This window comes from Mesorhizobium sp. WSM3626, assembly GCF_000513935.1.
In the GTDB taxonomy this organism is placed as follows: domain Bacteria; phylum Pseudomonadota; class Alphaproteobacteria; order Rhizobiales; family Rhizobiaceae; genus Mesorhizobium; species Mesorhizobium salmacidum.
In genome coordinates this window covers 100,340-126,415 of sequence record NZ_AZUY01000008.1, presented here as the reverse complement: position 1 = coordinate 126,415, position 26,076 = coordinate 100,340, and the positions used below count along the sequence as shown (strand labels likewise).

At 63.1% G+C, this 26,076-nt stretch carries 31 protein-coding genes; 10 read left to right on the top strand and 21 right to left on the bottom strand.

Annotation, left to right across the window (positions count from 1 at the left end):
- The 7 genes from M653_RS0108885 to M653_RS0108855 all read right to left on the bottom strand — a co-directional run bounded on the left by M653_RS0108885 (window position 1) and on the right by M653_RS0108855 (window position 4,557).
- Window positions 1-906 (bottom strand): ribokinase, encoded by a 906-nt coding sequence (locus M653_RS0108885; RefSeq protein ID WP_027143029.1) that lies wholly within the window; start codon window positions 904-906, stop codon window positions 1-3.
- 88 nt (window positions 907-994) lie between these two features.
- Window positions 995-1,477, bottom strand: a complete 483-nt coding sequence (locus M653_RS0108880) for a hypothetical protein (RefSeq protein ID WP_027143028.1) — start codon at window positions 1,475-1,477, stop codon at window positions 995-997.
- On the bottom strand, window positions 1,452-1,970 hold the full coding sequence (locus M653_RS0108875; protein WP_027143027.1) for a hypothetical protein: 519 nt from the start codon (window positions 1,968-1,970) through the stop codon (window positions 1,452-1,454). The genes M653_RS0108880 and M653_RS0108875 overlap by 26 nt, the downstream gene beginning before the upstream one ends.
- On the bottom strand, window positions 1,937-2,329 hold the full coding sequence (locus M653_RS0108870) for a hypothetical protein (protein ID WP_027143026.1): 393 nt from the start codon (window positions 2,327-2,329) through the stop codon (window positions 1,937-1,939). Before M653_RS0108870 ends, M653_RS0108875 begins: the two co-directional genes overlap by 34 nt.
- Before the next feature lie 24 nt (window positions 2,330-2,353).
- Entirely contained in the window at window positions 2,354-2,824 is a 471-nt protein-coding gene (locus tag M653_RS0108865; protein ID WP_027143025.1) for a hypothetical protein, read from the bottom strand.
- Between the two features lie 222 nt (window positions 2,825-3,046).
- Window positions 3,047-3,925, bottom strand: a complete 879-nt coding sequence (locus M653_RS0108860; protein ID WP_027143024.1) for a bifunctional helix-turn-helix domain-containing protein/methylated-DNA--[protein]-cysteine S-methyltransferase — start codon at window positions 3,923-3,925, stop codon at window positions 3,047-3,049.
- Window positions 3,926-4,062: 137 nt separating this feature from the next.
- A complete protein-coding gene (locus tag M653_RS0108855; protein WP_027143023.1) occupies window positions 4,063-4,557 on the bottom strand; it encodes a DUF2244 domain-containing protein in 495 nt (164 codons plus the stop codon).
- A 22-nt stretch (window positions 4,558-4,579) separates the two neighbouring features.
- On the opposite strand from M653_RS0108855, the gene nth reads away from it, so the two are divergent.
- Window positions 4,580-5,386 (top strand): endonuclease III, encoded by an 807-nt coding sequence (nth, locus tag M653_RS0108850; protein WP_027143022.1) that lies wholly within the window; start codon window positions 4,580-4,582, stop codon window positions 5,384-5,386.
- Here nth and M653_RS0108845 read toward each other — a convergent pair.
- On the bottom strand, window positions 5,380-5,835 hold the full coding sequence (locus M653_RS0108845; RefSeq protein ID WP_027143021.1) for a DUF2214 family protein: 456 nt from the start codon (window positions 5,833-5,835) through the stop codon (window positions 5,380-5,382). The genes nth and M653_RS0108845 overlap by 7 nt on opposite strands.
- Window positions 5,836-6,055: 220 nt before the next feature.
- Between M653_RS0108845 and M653_RS0108840 the strand changes: the two genes are divergently transcribed.
- Entirely contained in the window at window positions 6,056-6,595 is a 540-nt protein-coding gene (locus tag M653_RS0108840; RefSeq protein WP_027143020.1) for a GNAT family N-acetyltransferase, read from the top strand.
- Between the two features lie 88 nt (window positions 6,596-6,683).
- Window positions 6,684-7,760: an OmpA family protein gene (locus M653_RS0108835; protein WP_027143019.1), complete on the top strand. Its 1,077-nt coding sequence runs from the start codon at window positions 6,684-6,686 to the stop codon at window positions 7,758-7,760.
- A gap of 143 nt (window positions 7,761-7,903) precedes the next feature.
- Here M653_RS0108835 and M653_RS0108830 read toward each other — a convergent pair whose 3' ends face one another.
- Together M653_RS0108830 and M653_RS0108825 are read right to left on the bottom strand one after the other, a co-directional pair.
- A complete protein-coding gene (locus tag M653_RS0108830; protein ID WP_027143018.1) occupies window positions 7,904-8,380 on the bottom strand; it encodes an NUDIX hydrolase in 477 nt (158 codons plus the stop codon).
- A 127-nt stretch (window positions 8,381-8,507) separates the two neighbouring features.
- Window positions 8,508-8,816, bottom strand: a complete 309-nt coding sequence (locus M653_RS0108825; RefSeq protein ID WP_027143017.1) for a hypothetical protein — start codon at window positions 8,814-8,816, stop codon at window positions 8,508-8,510.
- 212 nt (window positions 8,817-9,028) lie between these two features.
- Here M653_RS0108825 and M653_RS1000000137580 point away from each other — a divergent pair, with 212 nt between their 5' ends.
- Window positions 9,029-9,259 carry a hypothetical protein gene (locus M653_RS1000000137580; RefSeq protein WP_245262083.1) on the top strand — a complete coding sequence of 77 codons (231 nt, stop codon included), beginning with the start codon at window positions 9,029-9,031 and terminating at the stop codon, window positions 9,257-9,259.
- A 183-nt stretch (window positions 9,260-9,442) separates the two neighbouring features.
- The gene (locus M653_RS0108815; protein WP_027143015.1) at window positions 9,443-10,024 is read left to right on the top strand and encodes an invasion associated locus B family protein; all 582 of its coding nucleotides are present in this window, start codon (window positions 9,443-9,445) and stop codon (window positions 10,022-10,024) included.
- A gap of 51 nt (window positions 10,025-10,075) precedes the next feature.
- On the opposite strand, the gene coaBC is transcribed toward M653_RS0108815, so the two are convergent.
- The 3 genes from coaBC to ubiE form a co-directional block, all read right to left on the bottom strand.
- A complete protein-coding gene (gene coaBC, locus M653_RS0108810) occupies window positions 10,076-11,548 on the bottom strand; it encodes a bifunctional phosphopantothenoylcysteine decarboxylase/phosphopantothenate--cysteine ligase CoaBC (RefSeq protein ID WP_027143014.1) in 1,473 nt (490 codons plus the stop codon).
- An 89-nt stretch (window positions 11,549-11,637) separates the two neighbouring features.
- Window positions 11,638-13,212 (bottom strand): 2-polyprenylphenol 6-hydroxylase, encoded by a 1,575-nt coding sequence (gene ubiB, locus M653_RS0108805; RefSeq protein WP_027143013.1) that lies wholly within the window; start codon window positions 13,210-13,212, stop codon window positions 11,638-11,640.
- A 70-nt stretch (window positions 13,213-13,282) separates the two neighbouring features.
- Entirely contained in the window at window positions 13,283-14,059 is a 777-nt protein-coding gene (ubiE, locus tag M653_RS0108800) for a bifunctional demethylmenaquinone methyltransferase/2-methoxy-6-polyprenyl-1,4-benzoquinol methylase UbiE (protein WP_027143012.1), read from the bottom strand.
- 134 nt (window positions 14,060-14,193) lie between these two features.
- On the opposite strand from ubiE, the gene M653_RS0108795 reads away from it, so the two are divergent.
- The 3 genes from M653_RS0108795 (at window position 14,194) to M653_RS0108780 (ending at window position 17,363) form a co-directional block, all read left to right on the top strand.
- The gene (locus M653_RS0108795; RefSeq protein WP_027143011.1) at window positions 14,194-15,168 is read left to right on the top strand and encodes an adenosine deaminase; all 975 of its coding nucleotides are present in this window, start codon (window positions 14,194-14,196) and stop codon (window positions 15,166-15,168) included.
- 149 nt (window positions 15,169-15,317) lie between these two features.
- Window positions 15,318-15,947 carry a uracil phosphoribosyltransferase gene (upp, locus tag M653_RS0108790; protein ID WP_027143010.1) on the top strand — a complete coding sequence of 210 codons (630 nt, stop codon included), beginning with the start codon at window positions 15,318-15,320 and terminating at the stop codon, window positions 15,945-15,947.
- A gap of 852 nt (window positions 15,948-16,799) precedes the next feature.
- Entirely contained in the window at window positions 16,800-17,363 is a 564-nt protein-coding gene (locus M653_RS0108780; RefSeq protein WP_027143008.1) for a TIGR02281 family clan AA aspartic protease, read from the top strand.
- A 7-nt stretch (window positions 17,364-17,370) separates the two neighbouring features.
- On the opposite strand, the gene deoA is transcribed toward M653_RS0108780, so the two are convergent.
- The 6 genes from deoA to M653_RS0108750 form a co-directional block, all read right to left on the bottom strand.
- Window positions 17,371-18,690 carry a thymidine phosphorylase gene (gene deoA / locus M653_RS0108775; RefSeq protein WP_027143007.1) on the bottom strand — a complete coding sequence of 440 codons (1,320 nt, stop codon included), beginning with the start codon at window positions 18,688-18,690 and terminating at the stop codon, window positions 17,371-17,373.
- The gene (locus M653_RS0108770; protein ID WP_027143006.1) at window positions 18,690-19,499 is read right to left on the bottom strand and encodes a purine-nucleoside phosphorylase; all 810 of its coding nucleotides are present in this window, start codon (window positions 19,497-19,499) and stop codon (window positions 18,690-18,692) included. The genes deoA and M653_RS0108770 overlap by 1 nt, the downstream gene beginning before the upstream one ends.
- Window positions 19,500-19,547: 48 nt before the next feature.
- Window positions 19,548-19,940: a cytidine deaminase gene (cdd, locus tag M653_RS0108765; RefSeq protein WP_027143005.1), complete on the bottom strand. Its 393-nt coding sequence runs from the start codon at window positions 19,938-19,940 to the stop codon at window positions 19,548-19,550.
- A gap of 62 nt (window positions 19,941-20,002) precedes the next feature.
- Entirely contained in the window at window positions 20,003-20,974 is a 972-nt protein-coding gene (locus M653_RS0108760; protein ID WP_027143004.1) for an ABC transporter permease, read from the bottom strand.
- Between the two features lies 1 nt (window position 20,975).
- Window positions 20,976-22,115 (bottom strand): ABC transporter permease, encoded by a 1,140-nt coding sequence (locus M653_RS0108755; protein ID WP_027143003.1) that lies wholly within the window; start codon window positions 22,113-22,115, stop codon window positions 20,976-20,978.
- Window positions 22,112-23,644, bottom strand: coding sequence for an ABC transporter ATP-binding protein (locus tag M653_RS0108750; protein ID WP_027143002.1), 1,533 nt, complete (start codon window positions 23,642-23,644; stop codon window positions 22,112-22,114). The genes M653_RS0108755 and M653_RS0108750 overlap by 4 nt, the downstream gene beginning before the upstream one ends.
- 216 nt (window positions 23,645-23,860) lie before the next feature.
- On the opposite strand from M653_RS0108750, the gene M653_RS0108745 reads away from it, so the two are divergent.
- The gene (locus M653_RS0108745; protein WP_181165827.1) at window positions 23,861-24,067 is read left to right on the top strand and encodes a SlyX family protein; all 207 of its coding nucleotides are present in this window, start codon (window positions 23,861-23,863) and stop codon (window positions 24,065-24,067) included.
- A 22-nt stretch (window positions 24,068-24,089) separates the two neighbouring features.
- Complete coding sequence (locus M653_RS0108740) at window positions 24,090-24,488, top strand: hypothetical protein (RefSeq protein WP_027143000.1); 399 nt, start codon at window positions 24,090-24,092, stop codon at window positions 24,486-24,488.
- Here the strand turns inward: M653_RS0108740 and M653_RS0108735 are convergent.
- Both M653_RS0108735 and M653_RS0108730 read right to left on the bottom strand, forming a co-directional pair.
- Window positions 24,467-24,943, bottom strand: coding sequence for a GNAT family N-acetyltransferase (locus M653_RS0108735; RefSeq protein ID WP_027142999.1), 477 nt, complete (start codon window positions 24,941-24,943; stop codon window positions 24,467-24,469). The two genes, M653_RS0108740 and M653_RS0108735, sit on opposite strands and share 22 nt — an antisense overlap.
- 101 nt (window positions 24,944-25,044) lie before the next feature.
- Window positions 25,045-26,034, bottom strand: coding sequence for a BMP family ABC transporter substrate-binding protein (locus M653_RS0108730; RefSeq protein WP_027142998.1), 990 nt, complete (start codon window positions 26,032-26,034; stop codon window positions 25,045-25,047).
- Window positions 26,035-26,076 lie beyond the last annotated feature (42 nt).

The window sequence follows — 26,076 nt, the reverse complement described above, 5'->3', positions numbered from 1 at the left end:
TCAACGGGTTTCCTGCAAGGCCTGGTCGACGTCTTTCGCCAGCGGGATTGCCGGCTGGGCGCCGGGCTTGAGGCAAGCCAGCGAGCCGGCGGCGCCGGCACGCGCCAATGCCTGTTCGAGCGTGAGGCCCGACGCCAGGCCGGCCGCGAAATAGCCGCAGAATGTGTCGCCGGCCCCGACCGTGTCGACCGGCGTGATCTTCAACGCGGGAACGGTCAGGAAATCGCTCGGCGTCGCCGCCATCACGCCTTCGCCGCCAAGCGTGACGACGATGGCGCGTCCGGTTTTCCCGGCAAAATCGCGCATGCGCGCCTTCCGATCGCGGCCGCTGAGCGCCAGCGCCTCGCCATAGAGGTCGAACTCGGTTTCGTTGGCGACGACGTAATCAGCCTTGCCGAGGAAGCCTGCCGCCTTGGCGTGGAACGGAGCCGTGTTGAGCACGGTGACCGCGCCGGCCGCCCTTGCCTGGTCGAGTGCCGCATCGATCGTCGCGAGCGGAATTTCATGCTGCAGCAGCACGACGTCGCCCTCTTTCAGAAAGGCTTTGGAGAGGTCGCCGGGCACCACGGAAGCATTGGCGCCGGCAACCACGGCGATGATGTTCTCGCCGTCGTCACCGACCATGATCAGCGCCGTGCCGGTCGAGGCAAAGGTCTCTCCCACGCCCGACAGGTCGACCTTGGCCTCGCGCAGCAACGCCAGAGCTTCTGGTGCGAAATTGTCCTTGCCGACGGCGCCGACCATGCGCACCTGAGCACCGGCACGTGCGGCGGCGAGCGCCTGGTTGGCGCCCTTGCCGCCGGGCGCCGTTGTGAAACCGGAACCGCTCACCGTCTCACCGGGGCTCGGCAAGCGGTCGACATTGGCGATAAGGTCGAGGTTGATCGAGCCGACTACGATAATCAAGAAATGCCTCCTGCTGAATGCAGGGGAAGCTATCCTGCCAGGCCGCTCGATGCCAGACCACGCGAATGGTCCAGCGCGATTTGCCGCCTCACTCACACAGCACTGTGACGATGCCCTGATAGCTGCCGGCCGGGAAGATGCCGCTCGATTTGGTGGCGGTGAGGTCGACCTGCATGGCGTGGGTGCCGTTGACGACCCTTTGCGGCACGCCCCCATTGTTGTCGACGCCCGAGCCATCGAGGCGGAAGACCGAGACGAAGGTCACGTTGGTGCCGCCGCCGCTCGGCGCGGACGAGAATACCACAGGCGCCGGCGCTGAAACCGAATAACAGTCCAGCAGGTTGAATAGCGAGCACAGCGTGGAGCTTGCTACCACGGTGGCACTGGCGCTCGATCCGCCTGCCTGCTTGGATCCGAGTATGCCGATGGCCGGATTTGCGGTCATCGTTCCCGATGCCCCGACCATGATGGTGCAGGTGCCGATGATCGCCGCCTGCGCCGGAAGGCAGAAGCCGGCGAGCGCGGCCATCGCAAGCAGCGCCCGGTTATTTCTTCTTCTTTTTCTTGCCATCACCGCTTCCGGTCCTGATGCTCCAGCCTTCGTTGTCCCATCCGGGTGATGCGGCCACGGGCGTGGGAGCGCTGGCGGCCACGCTCGCCGTCGGGCCGTCGCCGCCGAGGCCCATCTTGAGCAGTTTCAGCTCCAGTTGCAGGCGCTCGACCTCGAGTTCATAGAGGCGGCTGCAATCGACACGTTTCGGCGTGCGACCGATCGGGATCACCACGCGGCTGTAGGTGGCGACGTCGTTGTTCGACTGGCTGTTGCCTCTGATAACGCCGAGGTCGAAATAGGCGCCGGTGCCCGACACCGCCGAACGGCAGGTGGTGCCGTCGGAAGCGTGGACCTCGTCCTGGCCCTGAGGCAACGTCACGCCCGGCAAATTGAAGCCGCTCTCGTTCTGATTGAGGTTGTAGACATCCTCGGCCAGCGCCGGCGAGATCCCCGCCCACATTGCCGCAAACGCGAGTGTCAGGACTTGCGGTGCCCAAAAAACTTTCCGCATATCTGTGCCTTTATCTGCGTCTGCTGATTGGGAAAGGGGATGCTCTCGGTACAGATACGCACTTTACGCTCGGCAGCGCCGCCGAAGGGCACGACCACAAGGACGGGTCGGGAAGCCTGAGAGCCCAGTTGGAAGACGTTCGGAGAGATCTTGGCGTCCACTGGCTGAAAATTCTGATCGTAGACGTGGATTTCGACCTTTATCTTCTGGCCGTAGGGATTGGCGGGGAACACGCGGACCGCGAAGGCGTCGGTGAAACTGTTGACCTCACCCCGCATCGGCGACATCGACTGGGCGCCCGCGACAATGGGCATCAATCCGACGGCCAGCGCCGTCGCCAGGTTCAGAACATGTTTCAAGGACCCCTTTCCTTCGCGGGGACGTCATTCGCAACGCAGCGTTACCGTTGCCTGATAGTTGCCGTTCGCGAAGCGATTGCTGCCGCCCTTGGTGCCGGCGAGATGGACCGAGACAAGATCGGCGCCGGGGACAGTCAGAGCGGTGGAGGAACCAGTTTCCGCGATCGTGTGGGCGCCGCTGGCAGAATAGGTCGGTGTCCAGGTGATGGCCGTGCTGTCGGCGGCCGGCACGGTGGTGAGGGTCACCGGATCGACGCTCAGCGAAACACCCCCGGTGGTGGTGAGCGTGACTGTTCCAGCCGAACCGCCGCTGTTGTGCGAGCTCAGCGACTGAAGGTCGGGGCTTACCGTCATCGTGCCGTTGGTGGCGACGACAAGCGTGCAGGTCGCGGTGACCGTGCCGTTGAAAATGACATTCTGCTGTGTGGCCATCGCAGCCTGGTCCAGGCACGCGACCAGCAGAGTTGCGCCGAAAGCGGCGCGAAAAAACGTCATCGAAACCCTCCTATTAAGTCGGAATGTCCGAATTAATACGGGTCATCATCGCGTTAGCATGGTTAATTTAGCGTAAACCTAAATAAACCGTCAAAACAACGGCTGTGAAGAAACCGATGGTTGTCGCCGGTTGTATCCAGAAATTCTCGAAATAATTCCCACTAATACTTCAAAATGCGAATATTCATATATTCCTTGGAGCCCGAATTAAAAATCGACATTTCAGGACGAAATCTGCCCCGCCTCCCAGCCGAGGATGGCGCGCTTGCGGGTCAGGCCCCAGTGATAGCCGGTGAGATCGCCTGATTTGCCGATAGCGCGGTGGCAAGGCACCACGAAAGAGAGCGGGTTGGCGCCGTTGGCGGCGCCGACCGCGCGGCTGGCGCTCGGCGCGCCGATGCTGGCCGCGATCGAGGAATAGGTGCGGGCCTTGCCCATCGGGATCCGCAGCAAGGCTTCCCAGACGCGGACCTGAAAGTCGGTGCCGATCATGACGACGTGCAGCGGCTGGTCGGCGCGCCACAGCGTCGGCTCGAAGATTCGCGCGGCATAAGGGCCTGTCGCTTCCCTGTCCTCGACATAGAGGGCGTTGGGCCAGCGGCCGGACATGTCGGCGAAGGCGGCGCGCTCCTCGCCGACGTCGCAGAAGGCGAGGCCGGCAAGCCCGCGATCCGTGGCCATGATCAGGGCAGTGCCGAACGGGGAGGGGTGATAGCCGTAGCGGATGGTGAGGCCAGCGCCGCGCGTCTTGTAGTCGCCCGGCGACATCGCTTCATGGGTGACGAACAGGTCGTGCAGCCGGCCGGGACCGGACATGCCCAGTTCGAATGAGGTTTCGAGCAGCGGCATGCCGGAATCGAGCAGCTTGCGCGCATGGTCCAGCGTCACCGCCTGCAGGAAAGCCTTGGGTGACAGGCCGGCCCAGCGGGTGAAGAGTTTCTGCAAGCCGGTCGGCGTCTCGCCGACTTCCTCGGCCAGTTCTTCCAGCGATGGCTGGTCGCGATAGTCGAGGCTGATCTTCTCGATGGCGCGGCGCACGATCTCGTAGTCGCTGCCCTCGGGCGTGATGTCCTTCTTGAGGACTGCCGTGTGTGTGCTCATGGACCTGTCTCCTTGGGCCGGAATATCGCCTCTTGGGGCGCCGATCGCCACCCGAAACTTGCCTTCTTGCAGCTCTTGCCCAGATAGACTCCGGGTTCGAGCCCGGCCGGAAAACCGCTTCTTTTCCTGGAATTGCTTTAGCGCGCCTTGGCGGTCGCCAGCGCGCGCGCGAAGGCGGTGGCGAAGCTCTCGCGGGAATCGGGGTCGAGGAAGCCGCCGATCGGCACGTTCTGGCCCTGTGCTTCCACGATCATTCTGGTGATGCCGATCTCGGCGTGACGGGCGACCGAAAACCGCGCCCAGAAAGGGTTGAAGCGATGCGCTTCCGATTTTCCCGAGGGGGCCGTCTTGCGGATATCGAGGCTGGTGCGTGACACCGACACTTCCTCGCGGGCGCGTGCGGCCCGATAATTGACGCGGAAGGCGATATAGACGGCAATCACGTCGAGGCCGAAGAAGCCGAACACCGGCCAGGCCCCGCGCGACAGGAAAAACGCACCCGTGACCAGCCAGCCGAACATCAGTGCGCCCATCAGGATCAGGAAGCCCGTCCGGCCCAGCGACCGGTGTGGGGTCAGCAATGCGTGAAAGAAGGGCTCATCAGCCTGAAACGAGGCGTTTGTGTCGCTCATGGCAGGATATTATAGGAGGGAAATGGCGAGTCCCAAGTCCAAAGAATCTTCCATGCCCGAAAAAGAGCCGCCGTCCGGACGGCGCGACGGCTCCAATGCCAAGCCGCGTCCACGGCCCGCGCGGTGGATTTCGCGCTACAGCCCGGCCGAAGTGCACGAGATATTCCGGCGCTTTTCGGTGCAGCGGCCAGAGCCGAAGGGCGAGCTCGAACACGTCAACCCCTTCACGCTGCTGGTGGCGGTGGTGCTGTCGGCGCAAGCGACCGATGCCGGCGTCAACAAGGCGACGCGGGCTTTGTTCAAGGCCGCCGATACGCCGCAAAAGATGCTGGCGCTGGGTGAAGCCAAGGTCGGCGACTATGTCAGGACCATCGGGCTCTGGCGCAACAAGGCCAAGAACGTCATCGCACTATCGGAGGCGTTGATCCGCGACCATGGCGGCGAGGTGCCCAATGACCGCGATGAGCTGGTCAAGCTGCCCGGTGTCGGGCGCAAGACCGCCAATGTCGTGCTCAACATGGCCTTCGGTCAGCATACGATGGCGGTCGACACCCACATCTTGCGCATCGGCAACCGGCTTGGCCTGGCGCCCGGCAAGACCCCGGAACAGGTCGAGCAGGGACTTCTGAAGATCATCCCGGACGAATATATGCGCCATGCGCATCACTGGCTGATCTTGCATGGCCGCTATGTCTGCAAGGCGCGCAAGCCGGATTGTCCGGCCTGCATTATCGCCGATATCTGCAAGGCGGAGGTGAAGACGACCAGCATTCCGGCACCGCTGGTGCCGACCGCTCCGCTTGAAACGATTGCCGCCGACGATCAGTAGCCGTAGCCACGCGCCATCGCCGCGGCGAAAACCGGGATCAGCAGGAAGACGAACGCCTCGGCGCGGATATAGGTCTTCACCGAGGCCAGTTCGCCGACAGGTACGGCGAAGGCAGGATTGGCGCTCGCCTGCCGGCTCCAGGACATGAAACGCACGGTCGGGATGATCGACAGCAGGCCGACGGTGCCGAATGCCGCCATCTTGGCCCAGAACACCCAGTTGTAGACGTAGAACTCCCAACCCTTGAGCCCCCAGGCGACACGGCCGATGCCGACGATGATGATGAGCGCGGCGATGATGCCGTAGTGGCGGTCGATGCCGGCGAGCCGCTTGAGCGTCGCGGCGGGCAGGTCTCCACGGATCAGCACGAATTCGGCGCCGATGATCCCGGCTAGCGAGAACACCAGCAGATGGTGGATGATGGCGAGCACGAGGTCGGTGGTGTCCATGCGGGTTTCCTTGGATCGGCGGCAGTGGCCGGCGCCTGAAAAATTGGGACGCGCTGAATCAGCCTGCGTCGAAAATAACACCGCCGCGCGAAAATCCCATAGCGCCCGGATGTCGTGAAGGCTGCCGGACGTTGCGCCTTGGATGATGGTTCCTGGTTTCCTGGCTCTTGCACCGCGCCGGCGATTTGCTAACCGCAGGCCGTAACGCGAGGCAAATCCAATGAACACGACGCAAGCGACCATCGCTCCGGTCATCGAGACGCCGCGAACCATCCTGCGGGCACACCGGCTCGGCGATTTCGATGCCTATGCCACGATGTGGGCCGACCCCGTCGTCACCCGTTTCATCGGCGGCAAGCCGCGCACACGTGAAGAAAGCTGGATGCGCTTCCTGCGTCACGCCGGCCTGTGGTCGCTGCTCGGCTACGGCTTCTGGGCCATCGAGGAGAAAGCGACTGGCCGCTTCTTCGGCGAGGCCGGGTTCCACGATCTGAAGCGCGACATGGAGCCGTCGATCGAAGGTATCCCCGAGGCGGGGTGGGCGCTCGTTCCGGCCGCGCACGGCGCCGGCCTTGCCACGGAGATCGTCAGCCGCGTGCATGGCTGGGGCGACGAGACGTTCGGACGTGCCAGAACCGTCTGCATCATCGATCCCGAAAATACGGCTTCGTTGAACGTCGCCAGGAAGTGCGGCTATACCGAGCTGACGCAGACCCTCTATCACGACGCGCCAACCATCCTGCTGGAGCGGCTGCCCTGAGCGGCGTCATCGACTGGACATAGCCGCTCTGCTAGCATCGATCATCAAGCGAGGGGATCGATCGATGCATGCATTAAAGTCGACAATCATGAGGTTTTTCTGGGCGGGGCTTGTTCTCGCGCTGGTAATGCGGCTGGCGGCAGCCGACGCGACGGTGCCGACCGCCGATATCGCGGGCGCCGCCGACAATCAACTGGCCAAGCGCTACGAAGGCTCTTTCATCGTGTCCTACGCAAAGCTTGCCTTTACCGACTTCAGCGTACCGCTGTCGCCCCTGAAGCCAAGTGCAGATCCCAACGCGCGCGACGCCATGAACAATCGCGTTTTCGCGCCGGACAAGAAGGCCGAGGTGGAGGGTGCCCTGACCCGTATCGCCTATGTGCTGCCGGCCGAGCGCTCGCCGCTCGAGGTGCTGCGCAATTATCAGGATGTGATCAAGGCTGCAGGCGGCGAAGTCCTGTTCGAATGCAAGAAGGAGGAATGTGGCGGCGCTGCCGACCGCTCGTCGAGCGGCGGCGGCGGCGACATGAGCCTGACGATGTATTCCTTCCATGAAAGCGATCTCAAGGACGCGGCATTCTCCAATGGCGCTTGCGCGTTGGCTACCGGCATCAACGACCAGCGCTATTTCTCGGCCAAGGTGCCGCAGGACGGCGGCGACGCCTATGTCACCGTGCAGACCTATTCGTTGACCGACGATCTCTACTGCAAGAAACTCAACGGTCGCACCGTCGCCGTAGTGCAGGTGCTGGAACCCAAGGCGCGCGACAGGAAAATGGTGGTCGTCGAAGCTGCCAAGATGGCGGACTCGCTCTCCGCCACCGGCAGCATCTCCCTCTACGGCATCTTCTTCGACACCGACAAAGCTGACATCAAGCCGGAGTCCGAGCCGACGCTGAAGGAGATTTCGACGCTTTTGACCAATGAGCCCGGGATGACCGTGATCGTCGTCGGCCATACCGACAATCAGGGTGCCTTCGTTTACAATCTCGATCTGTCGTCCCGGCGGGCGCAGGCGGTCAAGGCGGCGCTCGTGGCGAAATACGGAATCGATGCGTCGCGGCTTACGGCGGCCGGAGCCGGCATGATGGCGCCCGTCGCCAGCAATGACGAGGAGACCGGCCGCGCCAAGAACCGTCGGGTGGTTCTGGTCAAGTTGAACTGAGCGCTTTCGAGCGCTTCAAACTCTTTGTTGCGACGCAATATGGACGGGAAACCGCCCACACCTTTCCGCGCGAATGGCTGTGGGCCTATAGCGGCCCGCCGGCACGACCGCTTCCTGCAGATGAGGGGACGGATAATTGAGGCTTATGCCTGCTCGAGCGGCGCAGGCTTGGGCAGCGCCAAGGTGTTCACCAGTGTCGAGAGATCGGGCTCGTCGATGAGCATCGCGGCCTCGGCCGGCGCCAGCCAGGCCCGCTGCCGCCGCTTGGCCTCCTGCCAGTCGGCAAGCTCTTCCGTCACTTCCAGCAGAAACACGATGACGTCGACGCGGACAAAGCGGTTGGCCAAGCGTTTCCAGTAGGAATAGGTGCCCACCGGCTGCTTCAGCGTTTTGCCAAGCACCCCGGCTTCCTCCAATGCCTCGATGGTGGCTGCCTTGCGCCCGCTCTTGCCTTTCATCGGCCACCCCTTGGGCACGATGAAGCGTCTCGTCGTTCTCGATGTGACCAGCATCACCTCGATGCCGCCGCGCGGGTTCAGCCGAAAGGGAATGGCCGCCACCTGGCGGATCCTTTCGCCTTTCTTGGCCTGGCGCACGGCCTTTTTCTTGGTGGCTGCCATCTTGATAATCCAGTCGCTCCAATGCCCCTTAGCGTGATGCGACGCCTCTGCAAAATCCAAACTGCCGCAAGGGCACCTAAAGTGCCCTACCATGTAAGTCGGCTAAATAAAAGAAGATGCCCGTCGATCAGCGGCAGGTGCTGACGGCGGTGTTGCCGATTATCTGCGTCTGGCAGCTCGGCCTGACCTGCGGAACGAGAGGCGGCGGCTGCTGGACGATGACGCGATCCTGGGCACGATACTGCTGTTGCTGTTGCTGAAATTGCTGCCGCTGAACCCGGCTCTGCAAGGCCTGCAGGTCATTCTGCTGGATGAGCACATTGTTTCTGGCCGCAGGATCGAGCACCTGCGCGGAAGCAGGCGATGCAAAGCCGACGAAAGCCGCCCCGGCCAGCACCGCCAGTACGAAACTCATAGCTGTACGACGCATGTACATCCGCTCATTCCTGCAGAAAAACCTCATCACACCAGATATATAGGGTGTTTGTCCTGCGATGCCATGGCGGGAATGCGACGTGGACCTCAACAACCAGATCACCGATGCCCCAGCGCTGATCAGGTGCGGGCGACCTCGACGGCGAAGCTCCGCTGAACTTCCTGTCGATCGACAAGCTGTTCACCGAATATGTGGTGGCCAAGGGTTCGGCGATGGCCGATTCCGGCATCGAGGCGAAGACCTTGCATCCGGCAGTGGACTTCAACGTCCAGTTCAAGGTGGATAACGGCACCGATCTCGTTCTCTACGCCGACGATCCGACCTTCCTCGAACTGGCGCAGGATCCGGGTTCCGGCACTCACCGATCCGGGCGTGTTCCAGATGGCGCAGTGGCCGCTTTGCGGCTGCGGAGAATCTGCCCGGCTATCCGGCATTGCACTTGACGGAAGCGATCGATTCGCCGCTCTATCGGGTCGGCGCCGGCCTCGAGCCGAAAGGCGTCAATGCGTTGGCATGTCCGTCAGGTATAATGGCGCCTTCGGGGAAACGGTCAAACAGAATGCAGTCAGCGCGTCTCTCAAGGCCAGTTTCTAGACTGGCTCGAGGCGGAGCCGGGAGAGGTCTTGATGAGGAAATACGCGTATTTCGCAGCAGTGCTGGGTGCCGCCTGTATCGCCGGCCTGCCGGCGATGGCGGCGCAAACCAAGAGCGACAAGGTGACGGCAACACCGCCCGCCGCAGTTGACGCGCCGCAGCTGCCCGGCGGTGCATTGGCCTTGTCCGAAACTCACGGCGACTGGACGGTCAATTGCCAGATATCGGGCACGAACAAGGTCTGCAGCCTGTCGCATCAGCAGTTCAACAAGCAAAGCAACCAGCGGCTGCTGGCGATCGAGCTGTCGAGCAAGACCGGCGAGGATGCGACCGGAACTCTTGCCCTGCCGTTCGGCCTGGCGCTTGCCAAGGGTGTCGCGCTGACCATAGACGACCAGAAGCTCGATGGCAGCCTGCCGTTCAACACCTGCCAGGTGGTCGGCTGCCTTGTGCCGGTGGCGTTCGATGCCAATGTCACGCCGCTGCTGAAGAACGGCACCACGCTCAAGATCGACGCGTTCGCGGCCGATACCGGGCAAGTCGTAAGCTTTTCAATTCCGCTCAATGGCTTCGGCGGGGCGCTTGCCCGCACGGCTGAGCTTTTAGCCAACTGACGGCTTAGCGCACAGCACGCAACAGGATGTTGGCGGCTCCGCCAACACTTGTCAGACGACGATCGTTTTCAACCGCGCGGCGATGAGCGCGGCGAGCCGCGCCGCCACCTCGTCCTTGGTCATTTCAGGCCATTCCTCGATGCCGGTCCTAGACACGATCCGGACCCGGTTGCGATCGCCGCCCATCACGCCTGAAGGACCGATGCCGCTGGTCTGCGACACATCGTTGGCGACGATGAGATCGGCACCTTTCTTGCTGAGCTTGGCCTCGGCGTTGCGCAAGAGATCCTGCGTCTCGGCGGCAAAGCCGACGACCAGGCCGGGTCGCTGCTCGTGGTGACCGACACCAGCCAGGATGTCGGGGTTCTCGACCATGCGCAGCACCGGCGGGCCTTCGCCCGCGACCTTCTTGATCTTCTCACCGGCCGAATTCTCGGTGCGCCAGTCTGCAACGGCGGCGACGAATACCGCGGCGTCGGCAGGCAGAAGCTGTTCCACCGCGTCGCGCATTTCCTGCGCTCGCTCGACATGGATGGTTTTCACGCCGGCTGGATCGGCAATGCTTACGGGACCGGAGACAAGTCGGACATCGGCGCCAAGCTTTGCCAATGCCGCGGCGATGGCGTGGCCCTGCTTGCCGGACGACCGGTTGGCGATATAGCGCACGGGATCGATCGGCTCGTGCGTCGGGCCTGAGGTGACGATGATCCTGCGCCCCGCCAGCGGCTTGGGGCCGGCATCGAGCAGCGCCTCGACCGCGGCGATGATCTCCAACGGTTCGGACATGCGGCCTTCGCCGGCCTCGTTGCTCTCGGCCATCTCACCCTTGGCGGGGCCGACGAAGGTGATGCCGTCCTTGCCCAAGGTCGCGCGGTTGCGGCGGGTGGCGGGATGCGACCACATCTTCGGGTTCATGGCCGGGGCCATCAGCACCGGCTTGTCGGTGGCGATGAGCACGGTCGAGGCCAGATCGTTGGCATGGCCATTGGCGAGCTTGGCCATCAGGTCGGCGGTTGCGGGCGCCACCACCAGGAGGTCCGCCTCGCGCGATAGCCTGATGTGGCCGACATCGTGTTCATCGTTGCGGTCGAACATGTCGGTGAAGACATGGTCGGCGGAGAGCGTCCCGACCGACAGCGTTGTCACGAATTCCTGCGCCGCCGACGTCATGACCACCCGCACCGCCGCACCACGCTCGCGCAGCCGGCGGATCAGATCGAGCGCCTTGTAGGCGGCGATGCCGCCGCCGATGATGAGCAGGATGCGCTTGTTGGAAAGTGTGCCTCGCGGCAAGCTCTTGACTGCCAAGGCCGACGCCACGGTCGGGGCGCCTTGCGAACTGGCGAGTTCAAGGAGGGCTTTCTCGATCTGATCGAGACGGCCAACCGGGCCGATCTGGCCGTCGACAGCGGCCCGGATCATCACCCGCGCCTGTTCTTCCATGGAGCGATCGTTTTCCGCCGCCAACTGGCGCAGCAGTTCCTTGACCTCATCATCAAGGTTGCGGATCGTGATGCTGGCCATATGATTGCACTCTACTCGTCTTACCTGATAGCGATGATAGCAATGCAATCAAGTTGCCGCAAGCCGCAGGACTCGAAGCGGCGGCGGGGCTAAAGAAGCTTCCAGGCGATATAGACCAGCGTCAGCGCGATCACCCACAGCGCCACACGGCCAGAACGGCTGTAGCGTGCCTCGGCCTTGCCGATGGCGCGGGCGGTCGCCTCATCGAAGCGCAGGCCGTGCTCGGCCATCAGGTCGATCTCTCTCGACAGCCGTTCCGTACGGGCCGCGAGTTCCGGCGCCTGGCGGATCAGCGCCAGCATCGCCTTGCCGCCGTCGCGCGCGTCGGTCAGCAAGCCGCGCGGCCCGAGGTTACCGGCTATCCAGCCACTGACTACCGGCTCGGCGGTCCTCCACATGTTGAAAGCCGGATCGAGCGTACGCGCCACGCCCTCGACCACCACCATCGTTTTCTGCAGCAGGATCAATTCAGGCCGTGTCGCCATGTCGAAGAGTTCGGTCACCTCGAACAGCAGCGTCAAAAGCTTGGCCATAGAAATGGTTTCGGCCGGCTGGCCGTGGATCGGCTCGCCGATCGCACGGATCGCCTGCGCGAAGGCGGAGACGTTGTGCTGGCGCGGCACATAGCCGGCTTCGAAATGCACCTCGGCGACGCGCAGATAGTCGCGTGTGATGAAGCCGTAGAGGATCTCGGCGAGGAAGCGGCGCTCCTTCTTGCCGAGGCGTCCGGCAATACCGAGATCGACGGCGACGATGGTGCCGTTTGCCTCGACGAACAAATTGCCCGGATGCATGTCGGCATGGAAGAAGCCGTCGCGCAGCGTATGGCGCAGGAAGGACTGGATGAGATTGGCGGCGATCGCCTTCAGGTCATGGCCGGCGGCTTCGAGGCCGGCGAGGTCGTTCATCTTGACGCCGTCGACCCATTCCATGGTCAGCACGTCGCGACCGGTGCGTTCCCAGTCCACCGAAGGGACGCGAAAGCCAGGGTCTTCCCTGGTGCTTTGGCCAAGTTCCGAGAGCGCGGCCGCTTCGAGGCGCAGGTCCATCTCGATCCTGGTGGTCTGCGCCAGCGTCTCGGTTACTTCGACCGGCCTCAGCCGGCGCGACGACCGTATGTATTTTTCCTGCAGGCGGGCGGCGAGGAAATAGCTTTCGAGGTCGTGGAAGAAGCGGCGGCGCACGCCTGGCCGGATGACCTTGACCGCTACCTTCCTGGCGACGCCGCCATCGACGGTTTCAGCGGCATGGACCTGAGCGATGGAGGCGGCGGCGACCGGGTCGCCGAATTGCTTGTAGAGATCGCCGAGCTTGCGTCCGAGCGAGGCTTCGATCGCCGCGACCGCCTCGGCCGTCGGGAAGGTGTGCATCTTGTCCTGCAGCATGGCGAGATCGAGCGCCATGTCGTTGCCGACGACATCGGGCCGCGTCGCCAGGAACTGGCCAAGCTTGACATAGGATGGGCCGAGCCGGACCACTGCCTTGGCCAGCCGGTCGCTGCGCTCATAGGCAAGCGCGCGGCGGCGGGTGAACAGCCGCGCCAGCCGCCAGCCGAATTTCGGCAGGCCGGACAGTTCCTCGCCGGGCAAGGCAGCGACGACGCCCTCGCGCACCAGCACCCAACCGGCCCGTACGAGCCGGAACCCCGCGCTGACGGTGCTCATGGCCGCGTCCGCCCCACCGGTTCATTGAACTGGCGCAAGGCACGTCGCGTGTTGGAGATGGGCGACGGCGTCAAAGCTTCCAGCCCGAATGCAGGGCCGCTATGCCGCCTGAATAGTTGCGGAAGGAAACGCGATCGAAGCCGGCGCGGGAAATCATCGCCGCGAAGTTTTGCTGATTGGGGAATTTCGCGATCGATTCGACCAGATAGGAATAGGGCTCGCCGTCGCCGGTGACCAACTTGCCGATCCTGGGAATGGCATTGAACGACCAGGCTTCGTAGACCTTGTCGAGCAACGGCATCTCGACCTCGGAAAACTCCAGGCACAGGAAGCGGCCGCCGGGCTTCAGCACGCGGAACGCCTCGTCCAGGGCCACGTCGATATGCGGGACGTTGCGAATGCCGAACGCGATGGTGTAGGCGTCGAAACTGGCATCAGGGAAGGGGAGTTCCTCGGCGTTGGCCTCGACGAAATCGGTGTTGCCGGACAGGCCCTTCTTTTCGGCCCTGTCACGGCCGACAGCGAGCATCGAGCCGTTGATGTCGAGCACGGTGGCATGGGCATGGCCATGGCTGGCATCGACGATGCGGAAGGCGATGTCGCCGGTGCCACCGGCAACATCGAGCACACGCCAGCCCGAGCGCTTGGGCGGATTGAGCCAGGCGACCATGGCATCCTTCCACAGCCGGTGCAGGCCGCCTGACATCAGGTCGTTCATCAGGTCGTAGCGATTGGCGACCTTGCGGAAAACCTCATTGACCAAGGACTGCTTCTCGCCTTCCCCTACACGCTTGAAACCATAGGAGGTTTCCATGCCGCCGGCGGCCGTGGTTCTCTCAACTGACATTTTTTTGATCCGTCATAAAACCGGCGGGACCATAGCCGATCGATGATGCGGGCGCTATTGTTTAAGGCGCGGTGTTCAGCCGCGCTTCCAGGTGGTGGGTTTTCAAGACCTGGACTGACCGACGGGATGTTTGAATGCCTTTGAAAGCGGAACTGCACTGCCACATCGAAGGGGCAGCGGCGCCAGATCTCGTCATCCGCCAGGCGCAGAAATACGGCAAGGATACCTCGCCCTATATCCAGAACGGGTCCTTCGTCTGGCAGGATTTCACCTCCTTTCTCGCGGCTTACGATTTTTCCGCCGACCTGTTCCGGACCGAGGAGGATTACGCGCGGCTGGCCGACCATTATCTGACCAGCCTGGCCCGCGACGGGGCAATCTACTCCGAGGTGTTCACCTCGCCGGACCACGCGACGAAAGCCGGGCTGTCGCCCAAGGCCTACACCGATGCGCTCGGCGAAGGCATGCTGCGCGCCAAGGCCAAGACCGGCATAGAGGGCCGCATGATCGTCACCGGCGTGCGCCATGTCGGCGTCGAATCGATCGAGCGGGCGGCACGCTTCGCGGCGCGCTGCGGCCATCCGCTGGTCACCGGTTTCGGCGTCGCCGGCGACGAGCGCACGGGCGACATGGAAGACTATGTCAGGGCTTTCGAGATCGCGCGGGAGGCCGGGCTCGGCATCACCGTCCATGCCGGCGAACTGACGGGCTGGGAGACTGTCCAGGCGGCACTCGACCATATCCGCCCGTCGCGCATCGGCCATGGCGTGCGCGCCATCGAAAATCCCGACCTTGTCCGGCGAATCGCTGACGAGGGCGTCGTGCTGGAGTGCTGCCCCGGTTCCAACATCGCGCTCAAGGTCTTCGACAGTTTCGCCGACCATCCGTTTCCGGCCCTGCAGGCGGCGGGCTGCAAGGTGACGCTCAACTCCGACGACCCACCCTATTTCTGGACCTCGCTGAAGCGCGAATACGACATTGCGGCGGAGCATTTCGCGATGAATGAGAAAGCGCTCGCCGCGGTCACCAGGACGGCCATCGAGGCGGCTTTCGTCGACCGCAAGACCAAAGCGGCGCTTCTTGCCCGGCTGAACAGCGCCGCTCGCTGATTTCTTCCGACAAAGCTGTGGTCGATGCGGGCCAAGCGGTTCCTTGGCCGGTCCAATACCGCTAGGGTTCGCCCAAGCAGCTTGAAGCGCGACACGTCCGAAAGGGTCCATGCGCGCGGTTTCGGGCGACACCGCATCAGGAGAACATCATGAAGGGCGTCACCGTCGTCGACCATCCGCTTGTCCAGCACAAGCTGACCATCATGCGCAAGAAGGAGACCTCGACGGCCGGCTTCCGGCGGCTGCTGCGCGAGATTTCGCTGCTGCTCGGCTATGAGGTCACCCGCAATCTCGAACTGACGACGACCACGATCGAAACGCCCATGGAGACAATGGAAGCTCCGACGCTGGAGGGCAAGAAACTGGTCTTCGCCTCGGTGCTGCGCGCCGGCAACGGCCTGCTCGAAGGCCTGCTTGACCTGGTGCCGGCGGCCCGCGTCGCCCATGTCGGCCTCTACCGCGATCACGAGACGCTGGAGGCTGTCGAGTATTTCTTCAAGGCGCCGAGCGACCTCGGCGACCGGCTGGTCATCGTCGTCGACCCGATGCTGGCGACAGCCAATTCGGCGATCGCGGCGATCGACAAGTTGAAGGAGCGCGGCGCCACCAATATCCGGTTCCTGTGCCTGCTGGCGGCGCCCGAAGGCATCGAGCGCTTTACCAAGGCGCACCCGGATGTTCCGGTCTTCACCGCGTCCATCGATCGCCAACTCAACGAGAAGGGCTACATCATGCCTGGCCTCGGCGACGCCGGCGACCGCATGTACGGGACGAAATAGACTGTCTGATCGTCTTAGGTCTATAGAACGTCCCCGTACCGGCGAATTGAGCAGTAGTTTTCTGGCCTCCAGGTATTTTCGTCATGTTACCCATACTCGGATTCTTGCCTCGATTAAGGCGCCCCACGAAAGACACAAGGCGGATCTTCATCAGTGGGACGGGGAGGGCTGGAACCACTTATCTTGTCGAGCTGCTAACAGAGCTTGGTCTGGATACCGGCGAATGGTCGGCGACAGATTATTCTCCGAAAGCCCGAGCCGGCCTGGAAAGAGGGATCTTTGATCCGTGTGGCCCGAGAATAATCAAGAGTCCATTTCTATGTGAGAATGTGGACGCGGTCTTGGCTGCTGGCATTAAGATAGATCACGTCGTCATTCCGGTCCGACGGTTTGAGGATGCCGCGGCCAGTCGAGCTTACGTGCAGGAAATAACAACTGGCTCGCCAGACGGCTCCCCGGTTGCGGGAGGACTGTGGGAGACGGACCATGCGGATGAACAGATTGACGTTTTGTATCGCAAGTTCGCAAATCTGATTGAATCATTGTCAAGAAACGACATTCCAACGACGCTAATCTCCTTCCCACGTAGCGCAACGGATCCCCAATACCTATTTGGCAAACTGTCGTCTCTAATGCCAGGCGTTAGCGAATCCATGTTTCAGCAGGCGTTTTCACGAATAGCGAAGCCGTCATTGATCCATAAATTCGCATAGGCNAGGAGCAACACTACTGATACAGGCTGGCGATTCCCCGGCCCGATACGGTTTGTTTACGAAAACCTGCGGTTTCGGCCCGCGTTAAAAAAGCAAACATCATGACGTGGTAAATGTCGACTTTCACAAAGGCCGATCCATGCTGCGCAAGCTTCTCATTCTCAGCGTTTTTGCCGGTGCGTCGGCATCGATCCCGGTTGTCTACCAGTCAAATCCGCGAATATTCGAAAACCTGCTGAAATCGGCGGTGACGGCCAAGCCTGCGGCCGAGACGCAACCCGAGGCCAGTCTGGCATCTGTTCCCGACAAGCCGGTGGCGCCGCTGCCGACCGGCCGCAAGGTTGTGGTTGCGGCTGACGGGCGCGGACACTTCTCGTCCACCTTCAAGCTCAACGGCCGTCAGGTCGACGGCATGATCGACACTGGCGCGACGCTGGTGGCGGTCAATACGTCGACGGCGCGCAGGATCGGGCTGTCGCTCAATCCTTCCGATTTCAGTCATGAGGTCAGCACCGCCAACGGCGTTATCAAGGCCGCGGTGGTGATGATCGACCGCCTGCAGATCGGCAGCATCAGCGTCGACGGTGTGCAGGCGATCGTGCTCGACGACAAGGCACTGCGCACCAACCTGATCGGCATGAGTTTTCTCAACCGGCTCGGCAAGTATCAGGCCGAGAACGGCACATTGCTGCTGGTTCAGTAGGGTCCACTCAGTCGCGCGGCAGAATCCGCCGGATGACCGACTTGTCGGCGGCAGGCTTCGAAGCACCGATCGCATAGGCTGAAAGCACGGCCGCGGCAGCCGCCTCGGCATCGGAGGGTGAGCGGGCGTGGATCAGCGCCAGCGCATCTCCGGCGTTTACTTCCGCGCCTATGGGCAGCAGCCTGGTGATGCCGACCGCGGGGTCGACCTTGTCGTCGGGCCGTGTGCGCCCGCCGCCCAGCCCGACCACCGCGAGGCCGATGTCGCGGGTGGCTATGCCGGTAACGAAGCCGTCCGTCGTCGCCTTGACCGCGAATTCCGTTGCCGCCCCGGGCAGGTACTTTTCCGGCTTCTCGATGAAATCCGCAGGGCCGCCAAGCACGGTCACCATGCGCGCGAAGGTGACGGCGGCGCGGCCGCTGGCGAGCGTCTCGGTGGCGCGGCGCATCCCGTCCTGGTTGGACGATACCAAGCCTGCCGACTGCAGCATTTCAGCGGCAAGCGCCAGCGTCACGTCCTCCAGCCGCCGGTCGCGGAAGCGGCCGGTCAGGAAATCGACGGCGTTGCGCACCTCGACGGCATTGCCGGCGGCCGAAGCCAGCGGTTCGTTCATGCCGGTGATCAGCGCCGAGACCTTCAGCCCGGCGCCGCTGGCGACCTCGACCAGACTGTTGGCGAGCGCGGTCGCATCGCGGGATTTCTCCATGAAGGCGCCATTGCCGACCTTGACGTCGAGCACCAGCGATTGCAGGCCTGCCGCGAGCTTCTTCGACAGGATCGATGCGGTGATCAGCGGCACCGATTCCACGGTTCCGGTGACGTCGCGGATGGCGTAAAGCCGGCGATCGGCAGGTGCCAGATCGGCGGTCTGGCCGATGATGGCGCAGCCTGTTTCCAGCACCGCCTTGCGGAACAGCGCGATGTCGGGCTGGCTGATGTAGCCGGGAATGGCATCCATCTTGTCCAGCGTGCCGCCAGTATGGCCGAGACCTCGGCCCGAGATCATCGGCACATAGGCACCGCAGGCGGCGACGATCGGCGCCAGCATCAGCGAGACATTATCGCCGACACCGCCCGTCGAATGTTTGTCGGTGACGGGGCCCGGCAAATCCGACCAGTCGAGCACGTCACCGGAATCACGCATGGCAAGCGTCATCGCCACGGCCTCGTCGCGGTTCATACCGTTGAAGAATACCGCCATGGCGAAGGCCGCGACCTGGCCGTCGGTTACGGTGCCCGACGTCACGCCGTCGATGAAGGCGGCGATTTCGTGAGGCGCCAGCCTATGGCCGTCGCGCTTGTGACGGATGATTTCCTGCGGAAGCATCAGCTCTCCAGCAGCCCGTCACGGAACACGCGCTGCAGCACCGTTGCCAGCCGCGAACCGCCAACCGGCGCCATGTCCTTGGTTTCCTGGTGCGAAAGCTCGGCGCCGGTCATGCCGGCGGCCAGGTTGGTGATGACCGAGCAGGCGGCGACGCGCAGGCCGAGGAAGCGGGCGAGAATGACTTCCGGCACGGTCGACATGCCGACGGCGTTGGCGCCCATGATGCGCGCCATGCGGATTTCGGCCGGCGTCTCGAAGCAGGGGCCCGAGAACCACATATAGACGCCCTTGTGCAGCGCTGTGCCGGTCGCCTTCGCCGCGCGTTCGATCGCGTCGCGCATGCCGGCATCATAAGCTTCGGTGAGGCCGACGAAACGGCGGTCGCTCGGCTCGCCGATCAGCGGATTGGTGCCGGAGAAGTTGATGTGGTCGGTGAGCAGCATCACCGAGCCCGGCGGCATATCCGGATCGACCGAACCGGCTGCGTTGGTGAGGATCAGTTTCGTGATGCCGATGCCGGCAAGCACTTCCAGCACCGGCCGCATCGCCGCCGCAACGCCATGCTCGTAGTAGTGGGCGCGGCCGGACAGCATCAGCACCGGAACGCCGGCAAACAGCCCGGCCACCACTTCGCCGGCATGGCCGCTGACACCGCTCCGGGGAAAGCCCGGCAGGTCGGCATAGGAGACGCGGATGGGGTTTTCGATCCGGTCGACCAGGCCGCCCAGGCCCGAACCCAGCACCAGCGCGGTCGACGGCGCCAGGCCATCGAGCCTTTCGATAAGATGGTCCAGCGCCTTTTCCGTCATGTCGGCCTACGTTTCATTTGAGCCAGCTTTTCATTTTGAGCCAGCTTATCATTTGAGAATATCGCCGCGAAAACCATAGGGCAGCATGTCGCCCATCGTGACTGTCTCTGCGATGCCCGTAGCATCGCACAGATAGAGCTTCGTTTCCGGACGGCAGAATTCGGCCAGCCGCTGGCGGCAGCCGCCACAAGGCGAGCATTTGGCCATGCGTTCGGCAAGGACGGCGATTTCCACGATCTTGCCGCCGCCGCCCATGATGTAATGGCCAAGCGCGGTGGTCTCGGCGCACCAGCCCTCGGGATAGGAGGCGACCTCGATGTTGGCGCCGGTGAAGATACGTCCGTCCTCGGTGCGCAAGGCGGCCCCCACCGGGAATTTCGAGTAGGGCGCATAGGCCTTGGCCATGGCTGACTTGGCCGCTTCGAACAGATCATGCGACATTCAGTTGTTTCTCCGATGATCGTGTCCAAAACCCGGTGCTTCGTCCGCCGAACTGTCGACCCTTAGCGTTCCTTGACGTAGGGCACGCCGCCGGCGCGCGGCGGTATGGCCTTGCCGATGAAGCCGGCGAGCAGGATGACGGTCAGCACATAAGGCAGGGCCTGCATGAACTGCACCGACACCTTGCCGACAATGGGCAGCGGTGTCCCCTGCAGGCGGATCGACGCCGCGTCGAGGAAACCGAACAGCAAGCAGGCGAACATGGCGTTGACCGGCTTCCATTTGGCGAAGATCAGCGCGGCCAGCGCGATGTAGCCCTTGCCGGCGGTCATGTCCTTCACGAAGCCACCATTCTGCACCATCGACAGATAGGCGCCGGCGACGCCGGTGAGGATGCCGGTGCAGATCAGCGCGCGGTAGCGCAGCCAGGCGACCGAGATGCCGGCGGTATCGACCGCGGCCGGATTTTCGCCGACCGCGCGCAGCCGGAGACCGAAGCGCGTGCGAAACAGCACCCACCAGGTGAACGGCACCATCGCAAAGGCGAAATAGACGAGGATCGAATGGCCGGAGATCAGTTCGGCATAGATCGGACCGATGACAGGCACGTCCCTGGCCGCGTCGGCGCCAGGCCAGATGATCGCCTCGAACCGCTCGCCCGGTTGCAGCGCCGGCGTGCGGCCGCCCTGCTGGAACCAGGCCTGGCCAAGGATGATGGTCGATCCGGCGGCGACGAAGTTGATCGCCACGCCCGAAACGATCTGGTTGCCGCGATGGGTGATCGAGGCAAAGCCGTGCACCAGCGCGAAGGCGACAGAGATCAGGATCGCCATGCCGAGACCGATGAGCGCCGAATGGAACACGGAAGCCGCGGCAGCACCCGCGAAGGCGCCGACCAGCATCTTGCCTTCGAGGCCGATGTCGAAAATGCCGGCCCGCTCCGAATAGAGGCCGGCGAGGCAGGCAAGCAGCAGCGGCACCGACAGGCGGATGGTCGAGTCCAGCACCTGGATGATTGGGTTGAAGATATCCATTTCAGGCTCCCTTCCCGGTGACCGCCTGCATGCCCACCGATTTGGGGCTGAACGAAGCGAACAGAGCCTGGATATAGGGCCTGAACATGTGCTCCAGCGCGCCGGCGAAGAGGATGACCAACCCTTGAATGATGACGATCATGTCGCGGCTGATCGCCGGCATCTCGAAGGCGAGTTCGGCACCACCCTGGTAGAGCATGCCGAACAGGATCGCCGCCAGCACGATGCCGACCGGATGCAGGCGGCCCATCAGCGCCACGGCGATACCGACGAAACCGGCGCCCGAAACAAAGTCGATCGCGACATTGTGCTGGTCGCCCATCACCGGATTGAGCGCCATCATGCCGGCCAGCGCGCCCGAGATCATCATCGCGGTAATGATGATGCGGGTTTCCGAAATGCCGGCATAGCGAGCCGCCTTCGGGCTGTGGCCATAGGTGCGCATCTCGTAGCCGAGCCTGGTGCGCCAGATCAGCAGCCAGACCAGGAAGGCCATCACCAGCGCCAGCAGGAAGCAGACATTGAGCGGCGCCGAGCGGATCTTGGCGCCGAACAGTTCGATGATCCAGTTTAGCTTCGGCAGTTCCGCGCCGGCGAGGAAGTTGCGCGTCTGCGGCGCCTGCGACCCCGCCGGCTTCAACGGACCGACCAGCAGGTAGACCATGATCGATGCGGCGATGAAGTTGAACATGATCGTCGTGATGACGATGTGCGAGCCGCGCCTGGCCTGCAGGTAGGCGGGGATCAGCGCCCACAATGCGCCCACAAGCGCCGAAGCGACGATGGCCAGCGGAAATGTCAGCCACCAGGGCAGAGTGCTGTCGAAGGAAAGACAGACGATGGCGATGCCGAGACCGGCGATGTAGGCCTGTCCCTCGGTGCCGATGTTGAACAGGCCGCAATGCGCCGCCACCGCCACCGAAAGCCCGGTGAATATGAAGGTCGTGGCATAGAACAGGGTGAAGGCGATGCCTGTTCCCTTGCCGAAGGCGCCTTCGACCAGGATGACGGCGGCGCGGAACGGGTTTTCGCCGACCAGCATGACGACGAAGCCGGCGACGATGAAGGCGACCGACAGGTTGATCAGCGGGATCAGCCCGTAGTCGGCCCAGGCCGGCAATTTGGCGTAAGGGGTGCTCATTGCGCGGCCTCCTGATGTTCGACACCGGCCATCAGCAAGCCAAGCTCGCCTTCGGTTGCGTCGGGGCCGCGCTCGCCGACGATGCGGCCGGCAAACATCACCAGGATACGGTCGGAAAGCGAACGGATCTCGTCGAGCTCGACCGAGACCACCAGCACCGCCTTGCCCTGGTCGCGCATGGCGATCAGGCGCTTGTGGATGAATTCGATGGCGCCGACATCGACGCCGCGCGTCGGCTGGCCGACGATCAGCACGCCCGGGTCCTGTTCGATTTCCCGTGCGAGCACGATCTTCTGTTGGTTGCCGCCGGAGAAATTGGCGGTCTTCAGGCGCGGATTGCCGGGACGGATGTCGTATTTCTCGATCTTGTCCCTGGCATCGGCCATGATGGCATCGATGTTGAGGAACGGCCCTTTGAGGTAGCGGGGATCGTCATGGTAACCGAGAATGGAATTCTCGTTTTCCTCGAAGGCCAGCACCAGCCCGACATGATGGCGGTCTTCCGGCACGTGGGCGAGGCCGCGGTCGCGCAATTCGCCGGGATCGGCCTTGCCGGTGAGATCGATCGGCTTGCCCTCGAGCATCACGGAACCGGAAACGGCATGCCTGATGCCGGAAATCGCCTCGAGCAGTTCGGATTGGCCATTGCCGGCGACGCCGGCGATGCCGACGATCTCGCCGGCGCGCAAATCGAAGGAGACGTCGTCGACCATGGTGACGCCGCGGGAATCCCTGACCGTCAGGTTCTTGACCACGAGCTTGACGGCACCGGCTTCGGCCTCGCCCTTTTCGACCCTCAGCAGCACGCGCCGCCCGACCATCAGTTCCGCCAGTTCCTCGACAGTGGTTTTCCTGGTCTCCCTGGTCGCCACCATCGTGCCCTGACGCATCACCGACACGGTGTCGGTGATGGCCATGATCTCGCGCAGCTTGTGGGTGATCAGCACCACCGTCTTTCCCTGTTCCTTCAATTGCCTGAGGATGCGGAACAGGTGGTCGGCCTCGGCCGGCGTCAAAACGCCCGTCGGTTCGTCGAGGATCAGGATTTCGGCGCCGCGATAAAGCGCCTTCAGGATTTCGACACGCTGCTGCAGCCCGACCGGCAGTTCTTCGATGATCGCATCGGGATCGACTTCCAGCCCATATTCGCGCTCCAGCCGGTCAAGCTCGGAGCGCGCCTTCGCGATGCTGCTCTTCAGAAGCGCATCGGTTTCGGCGCCGAGGATGATGTTCTCCAGCACCGAGAAATTGTCGACCAGCATGAAATGCTGGTGCACCATGCCGATGCCGAGCGCGATCGCGTCGTTGGGGGTCTTGATCGACGCCGGCTGGCCGCCGACACGAATCTCGCCGCTGTCGGCCTGGTAGAAACCATAGAGGATCGACATCAGCGTCGACTTGCCGGCTCCGTTCTCGCCGACGATGCCGTGGATGGTGCCGCGCGCGATCTCCAGATTGATGTCGCGGTTGGCGCGCACAGCGCCAAAATTCTTGTTGATGCCGATCAGTTCGATTGCGGCTTGCGCCATGCAGCCCGTCCCACTCTTATTTTTTATCGCTTGGTCAAGACGCCTAGCATGACGCTCCGCCCGTGCCAATTGTCCGGAGCAGCCTCCACTCTCGACAAATCCCCGCACTCTTGTCAATTTCGAACGTGGCCGAAACTCTCGCATTCGCTAATATGCAGAGGTCGATTTGACATTGCGGCGCAAGGTGTCGCGGTACAAAACTGAGGACTTTGCATGATCATGCCCACCGACCGGCTGACGACGCTGGAGATCCGCGCCGCCGAGCAGGAAAAGACCATCGAGGAACTGTCGGGCCAGATCGCCGAGCAATGGAAGGTGATCGAACGCATGCAGCGCAAGCTCGATGCGCTGACCGACCGCTTCCTGGCGCTCGAAGAGCAGGCGGCACCGGACGTGCCAGTGACCAAACCGCCACACTGGTGAGCAAAAGGGGAGGGTCTTGGCCATGGCAGGTGAAAGCGACCGCATCGCGAGGGCCGGCGACTATGTGCTCGGCCTGATGAACGATGCCGAGCGCGAGCGGGCCGAGCGCGATCTCGAGATCGATCCTGCCTTCCGCGACGCGGTGGTGCGTCTCGCCGAACGCATGCATGTTTTCGACCGCGCCGAAAAACCGACCGGCGCCAATCATTGGGCGCTGGTTACGCAACGCCTCGCCGAATTGCCGCAAATGCGCAGCGTTGGCCTGGGCGGCAACGATGCCAGGTCACCGACAGTGATCCGAAGCCTGTCCCGGCCACCACACGGCGTTGGCGTGCACGCGCTTGGCGGCAGGCGTGGGTACGTCATTGCCATCGGGCTGATAGTGGTCTTCGCGCTCGGCTATCTCGTGGGGAAACTGTGATCCAGCCGGCGCGACATCAGCATCATCGTTTCGCCGCCCTGCTCGCACATCTCGACCGTTTCCCAGCCGAGTGCCGCGTAGAACTCGCGCGCTTGCCATGTGTAGAGGTAGAGCATCTCGACGCCGACTGACGCCGCATGCGCTTCGATCGCCTTGACCAGCGCGGTGCCGGTTCCCTTGCCTCGATGGCCGGCATCAACGACAAGCCCGGCCAGCCATGGTGTCACATCATGCGCCGGTTCCAGTTCATGGTGCACCAGCAGGCAGGTGCCGACCGGCACATCGTTGACACGGGCAACCAGAGCCGTTTCAAAGCCGTCTCTGGTCAGAAGGTTGCGGAGCCCTGCCGCATCCTCTTCCAGCGTCCTTCCCGTGCCCTCGAAGAAGGCGGCAATCCGCAGTCGCGCCACGACGTCGATATCATGCTCGCGCATGGGTTCGATCGTTGGCTGCATTCCTCGCTCCTGTGTCATTTGCGAGCTTCGTCCGATCAGGCAAAAGCAAAACCGCCGGGCGTTGCCCGGCGGTTCCAGTCATTGCCGTATGGCGCCGCCGATCAATAGGGGCAGGCGTTGTCGGCGGTGTAGTCGTGGACCTTGACCGTGCCGGCGATGATGTCGGCCTTGGCCTTTTCGACCGCCGCCTTCATCTCGGCCGTTACCAGCGCCTTGTTGTTGTCGTCCATGGCGTAGTCGACGCCACCTTCCTTGAGGCCGAGATTCTCGACGCCACCCTTGAAGGTGCCGTTCTTGCCGTCCATGAAGGCGGTGTACACGGCAACGTCGACGCGCTTCAGCATCGAGGTCAGCACCTTGCCGGGCTGCAGGCCGTTCTGGTTGGAATCGACGCCAATGCCGAGCTTGCCGGCATCCGCCGCTGCCTGCAGCACGCCGACGCCGGTGCCGCCGGCGGCCGCGTATACAACGTCGGCGCCCTGGTCGATCTGCGTCTTGGCGATCTCGCCGCCCTTGGCCGGATCGTTCCACGCCGCCGGCGTGTCACCAGTCATGTTCTGGATGACGTCGGTCGCGCCGGCAGACTTGGCGCCGCCGACATAGCCGCATTCGAACTTGCGGATCAGCGGGATGTCCATGCCGCCGACGAAGGCAACCTTCTTCGACTTCGACGCCATCGCCGCCATGATGCCGACGAGATAGGAACCTTCATTCTCCTTGAACACCAGCGAGCGGACATTGGGCAGGTCGACGGCATCGTCGATGATGGCGAAGTTGAGGTCCGGGTATTCGGCCGCGATCTTCTTCAGCGCATCCTCCCAGGCAAAGCCGGCCATGACGATCGGGTTGTGGCCGTCCTCGGCGAAGCGGCGCAGCGCCTGCTCGCGCTGCGAGGCGTTGGACACTTCGAACTCGACGTAAGGGGTGCCGGTCTCGGTCTTGAACTTCTCGGCGCCGTGATAGGCAGCCTCGTTGAAGGATTTGTCGAATTTGCCGCCCAGATCGTAAAGGATGGCCGGCTGGACATCCGCGGCGAAAGCCGGAAGAACCATTGCGGTTGCGGCCAGGAGGCCGAGAACGATACGTTTCATGTGATCCACACCCTGTCGGTTATTTTTTTCCGTTACGCACCG